Origin of the sequence: Campylobacter showae CC57C (assembly GCF_000344295.2) — a bacterium.
GTDB lineage: Bacteria > Campylobacterota > Campylobacteria > Campylobacterales > Campylobacteraceae > Campylobacter_A > Campylobacter_A showae_B.
Genome location: NZ_AOTD01000231.1, coordinates 1 through 3938 on the forward strand (window position 1 = coordinate 1; position 3938 = coordinate 3938).

Here is a 3938-nt window from a genome sequence, read left to right on the forward strand (position 1 = left end):
ATTTTACGAATTTGGCGCAAAAATACGGCACACCTCTTTATGTTTACGATTTTGACTACATGGCACATCGCTACGAAGCGCTAAAAAACGCGTTTCACGCTAGAAAATCTCTCGTATGCTACGCCGTTAAGGCAAACTCAAATTTAAGCGTTTTGAAATTTTTAGCCAGGCTTGGAGCCGGATTTGACTGCGTGAGCGTAGGCGAAGTTAAGCGCGCGCTACTAGCGGGGGCTAAAAGCTATCAGATCATCCTAAGTGGCGTTGGCAAGCGCGACGACGAACTCAAATTTGCGCTAGAAAACGAAATTTTGATGATAAATTTAGAAAGTGAAGCCGAGATGAACCGCCTGGAAGCGATCGCAAAACAGCTCGGAAAGTCCGCTCGCATCAGCATCCGCGTAAATCCAGACATCGACGCTAAAACGCATCCCTACATCTCTACCGGACTAAACGAAAATAAATTCGGCGTAGATCTGCAAACGGCTAAAAAAATGTATCTGCACGCCAAAAACTCGCCGCATCTGGAGCCTGTAGGTAGCCATAGCCACATCGGCTCGCAGATAACCGACATCAAGCCCGTTATCGAAGCGGCAAAGATCGTGGCAAATTTGACTCGCGAACTGAAAGCGGCGCAAATCGACATCAAATTTTTTGACGTCGGCGGCGGCATAGGTATCGTTTACGGCGATGAGAGCGAGCCTGATCTATACGAATACGCGCAGGGTATTTTGGCAAATTTAAGCGGCCTGGACGTCACGGTAGTTTGCGAGCCGGGACGCTTTATCGTCGGCAACGCGGGATATTTTCTAACTAGCGTACTTTACGAGAAATTTAACAAAAACAAGCGCTTTGTTGTCGTGGACGGCGCGATGAACGACCTCATACGCCCAAGCCTCTATCAGGCTAGGCATAAAATTTTTGCTATTAGCGGTGGCAAGACTCTTTGCGAGTGTAAGACTGAGCAGCTTCGGGAGCTCAAATTTAGCCCTTGCGACGTGGTCGGACCGATCTGCGAGAGCGGCGATTTTTTAGCAAAAGATCGAAATTTACCGCCGCTAAACCCAGGCGATCTAGTCGTCATCAAATCAGCAGGTGCATACGGCTTTGCTATGAGCAGCAACTACAACACTCGTGGGCGCGCCGCGGAGGTTGCGGTAAAGGGCGGCGAGGACTTTTTGATAAGACGCCGCGAGAGCTTCGAGGACGTAGTGGCGCTGGAGCGAGAATTTTTAGGCTAGGGAGCGAAAATGCAAAACATAAACGACCTTAGAAGCGAGATAGATAAGATCGACGATGAGGTGCTAAAGCGCCTAAACGAGCGCATGAATTTCGTGCGAAAGATCGGCGAGCTAAAGCAAACCAGCGGCAGCGCGATATACCGCCCCGAGCGCGAAAGAGCGATCCTAAACCGCCTCGAGGGGCAGGACTCCGCGTTTTTAAATAAAGCTGCGATCGAGGCGATTTATCTTGAAATTTTTGCCGTCAGTAGAAACCTCGAGATGCCCGAAAAAGTCGCATATCTAGGGCCTGAGGGCACCTACACGCACCAAGCCGCCGAGAGTCGTTTCGGCGCGATGAGCGCGTATCTGCCGCTAGCTAGTATCGAGGCGGTTTTTACGAAACTAAAACACAAAGAGGCCAAATACGGCGTCGTGCCGATAGAAAATAACACCGAAGGCGCAGTGGGAGCGACGCTAGACTGCCTAGGACGGTTTGATAGCGTCAAGGTCGTGGCTGAAATTTACATGGATATTCATCATATTTTTGCGAGCAAGTGCGAAAATTTAAAGGATATCAAGCGCATCTACTCGCACCCGCAAGGCTACAATCAGTGCCGCAAATTTTTAGACGATCATATGCTTTCAGCCGTCGAATTTATCCCGGCAAAATCGACCGCGCAGGCCGCGCAGCTAGCTAGCAGCGAGCCAAATTCAGCCGCCATCTGTTCTAAGATCGCCGCCAAGCTTTACGGCGTGCCGATCTTGTTTGAGACGATCGAGGATAACGCCGCAAACCGCACGAGATTTTTTATCTTAAGCGATTTTAAAAACGAGCGAGCGCAAAAAAACAAAACATCTATATTAGCAAAGACCGAGCATCGTCCCGGCGGGCTCGTGGAGCTGCTACTAGCCTTTAGAGACGAGGGTATAAATATCACCAAACTAGAGAGTCGCCCGATAAAACAGCGCGAATTTAAGGCGAATTTTTATATAGATTTCGAGGGGCACATCGACGACGACAACGTCCAAAAAGCGATACAAAAAGCGATAAGCTACGGTCACGAAATCGCGTGGCTGGGAAGCTACGTCGCGTGGGAGGAATGAGATGAAATTTAACGAAAATTTGGCAAATTTAGTGAGCTATGAGGCGGGCAAACCTATCGAGCTAGTCGTGCGCGAATACGGCATCGACGCAAAAGACGTCATCAAGCTAGCCAGCAACGAAAACCCGTACGGCACGAGCCCCGCGGTAGTAAAAGCAGTCAGCGAGATAGTAAATAAAATGCACCTCTACCCGGACGACAGCTACTTCGAGCTAAAGGCTGCGCTAGCTAGTAAATTTGGCGTTAGCGAAAAATCTATCGTAATAGGCTCGGGAAGCGATCAGATAATAGAATTTGCCGTGCATGCAAAGGCGAACGCAAAGAGGGGAATTTTAACTGCGGGCATAACATTTGCTATGTATGAAATTTACGCTAAAGTAGCGGGCGCGAAGGTCTTTAAAACAAAGAGCAAAGAGCATGATCTAGGCGAGTTTTTGCAAATTTACAAGGCTAAAAAAGACGAGATCGGCGTTATATTTTTGTGTGTACCAAATAACCCTCTCGGAGGCTGCCTAGACGCCGAGGAAATTTATAAATTTTTAGAGCAAGTCGATACCGATACGCTCGTGGTTATCGACGGCGCGTATCAGGAGTTTGCTAAATTTAAAGACGCAAAAAAAGAGATAAAGCCGAAGGGGCTCATAGCTAAATTTCCAAACGCGATATATCTGGGCACGTTTTCTAAGGCTTATGGCCTTGGCGGTATGCGCGTAGGATACGGTATCGGCGAAGAAAGTGTGATGAGCGAGCTGGGTAAGCTAAGAGCGCCGTTTAACATAACGACGCTTAGTTTAAAAGCGGCTATCGAGGCGCTAAAAGACGAAGAATTTGTAAACATGACGCTTGAGACGAACTTTGAGGAGATGAAAAAATATGAAAAATTTGCCGACCTTCACGGCATAAAGCGTCTACCAAGCTTTACGAATTTTATCGTTTTTGAATTTGAGCGTCAAAACGCGAGCGAGCTTGCTCAAAATCTGTTAAAAAAAGGTATAATTTTACGTGATCTAAAAGGCTACGGATTAAACGCGGTTCGCATAACGATCGGACTGCCTAGTCAAAACGACGTAGTTTTAAAACAAATCGAGGAAAATTTAAAATAAATGGATTTTAAAACCGCAGTTCAGCAAATCGGCCAGGTCTATCACAATCTCTCGTTAAGGCAACGCCTAGTCGCCGCGGGCTCGATCATACTCGTGGTCGGCTTTTTGGTGTTTTTGAGTGTTTACAAAAGCTCAAACGAAAACTACGACGGCTATAGCGTACTATTTGAAAACACCTCAGCCGCAGACTCTGCGTTAATTATTCAGCAGCTTGAAAAAGATAAGGTAAAGTATAAAATTGTAAACGAAGGCACGATTTTGGTGCCAAATTCGGACGTTTACCGCGAGAGGATTTCAATCGCGTCGCTTGGGATTTTAAAAGACGGCAAGGTTGGATTTGAGATTTTCGATAAACAAGAATTTGGCGCGACTGATGCCGAGCAAAAGGTTAAATTTCAGCGCGCGCTCGAGGGCGAGCTAGCCCGCACGATCGAAAGTCTAGCGCCGATAAACAAAGCCATCGTGCGCATAGCGATACCAAAAGAAACGCTTTTTACCGAGCGAGCCACTCC

General features: G+C 47.4%; 4 protein-coding genes. All 4 read left to right on the forward strand.

The window, feature by feature from the left end:
* The coding region (gene lysA / locus H740_RS09145; RefSeq protein WP_002953438.1) for a diaminopimelate decarboxylase at window positions 1–1238 on the forward strand (1238 nt) is incomplete at its 5' end.
* 9 nt (window positions 1239–1247) lie between these two features.
* Window positions 1248–2324, forward strand: coding sequence for a prephenate dehydratase (gene pheA / locus H740_RS09150; RefSeq protein WP_002953439.1), 1077 nt, complete (start codon window positions 1248–1250; stop codon window positions 2322–2324).
* Between the two features lies 1 nt (window position 2325).
* The gene (gene hisC, locus H740_RS09155) at window positions 2326–3426 is read left to right on the forward strand and encodes a histidinol-phosphate transaminase (RefSeq protein ID WP_002953440.1); all 1101 of its coding nucleotides are present in this window, start codon (window positions 2326–2328) and stop codon (window positions 3424–3426) included.
* The coding region (gene fliF, locus H740_RS09160; RefSeq protein ID WP_002953441.1) for a flagellar basal-body MS-ring/collar protein FliF at window positions 3427–3938 on the forward strand (512 nt) is incomplete at its 3' end.

Bases quoted from the DNA above. Each gene is read 5' to 3' on its own strand.
- pheA (WP_002953439.1), top strand. From the start codon at position 1,248: ATGCAAAACATAAACGACCTTAGAAGCGAGATAGATAAGATCGACGAT.
- hisC (WP_002953440.1), top strand. From the start codon at position 2,326: ATGAAATTTAACGAAAATTTGGCAAATTTAGTGAGCTATGAGGCGGGC.